The following is an 898-nucleotide window of genomic DNA, read 5'->3' as shown; positions in this document are numbered from 1 at the left end:
ATCTGTGAGTACAACCTTGAGTTCATCATTGCCTCTGAGCGTCAGTTGATCAGCAGTTTCGACCGTTACTACCGCCGTACCAAAGAGATCGCGTCCTTTGCTGAGCAGTTACAAGCCGAGCACCAAGACGTACAAAGCTTTGACTATGGCATCGATGAAGCCGACAGTGAAGAAGTTACCGTTGTAAAACTGGTTAATTCGATGTTTGAAGACGCGGTGCAAGTTGGTGCATCGGATATCCATATCGAACCAGACGATAAAGTCCTGCGTTTACGCCAGCGTGTCGATGGTGTGCTGCATGAAACCATTCTGAACGAAGTGAACATCGCTTCTGCATTGGTATTACGCCTTAAATTGATGGCGCACTTGGATATTTCTGAGAAGCGTCTGCCGCAAGATGGTCGCTTCAACATCAAAGTTCGTGGTCAATCGATTGATATTCGTATGTCGACGTTACCGACTCAGTACGGTGAATCGGTCGTAATGCGTCTGCTTAACCAGTCGTCAGGTTTACGTCCATTAGAAGAATCGGGTTTACCGCCTGAGCTACTGGCGCGCTTGCGTCGTCAGTTATCTCGTCCTCATGGCATGATTTTGGTAACCGGCCCTACGGGGTCGGGTAAAACCACGACACTTTACGGCGCGTTGAGTGAGCTCAATGAACCGGGTAAAAAGATCATCACCGCAGAAGATCCGGTGGAATACCGTTTACCACGTATCACGCAAGTACAGATCAACAGCAAAATCGACCTGACATTTTCACGCGTGTTACGCACCTTCTTGCGTCAAGACCCAGACATCATTTTGATTGGTGAGATGCGTGACCAAGAGACGGTAGAGATTGGCTTGCGAGCAGCACTAACCGGCCACTTAGTATTGAGTACGTTGCATACCAACG

General features: G+C 48.7%; 1 protein-coding gene. It reads left to right on the top strand.

Annotated features, from left to right (window positions below):
* A partial coding sequence (locus tag R8N47_RS24155) for a GspE/PulE family protein (protein ID WP_318185971.1) occupies positions 1–898 on the top strand: 898 nt, incomplete at both ends.

The organism is Vibrio sp. 2132-1 (assembly GCF_033344315.1).
Note: the sequence above shows the minus strand (reverse complement) of the source record. Positions and strands in the feature narration are given on the sequence as shown.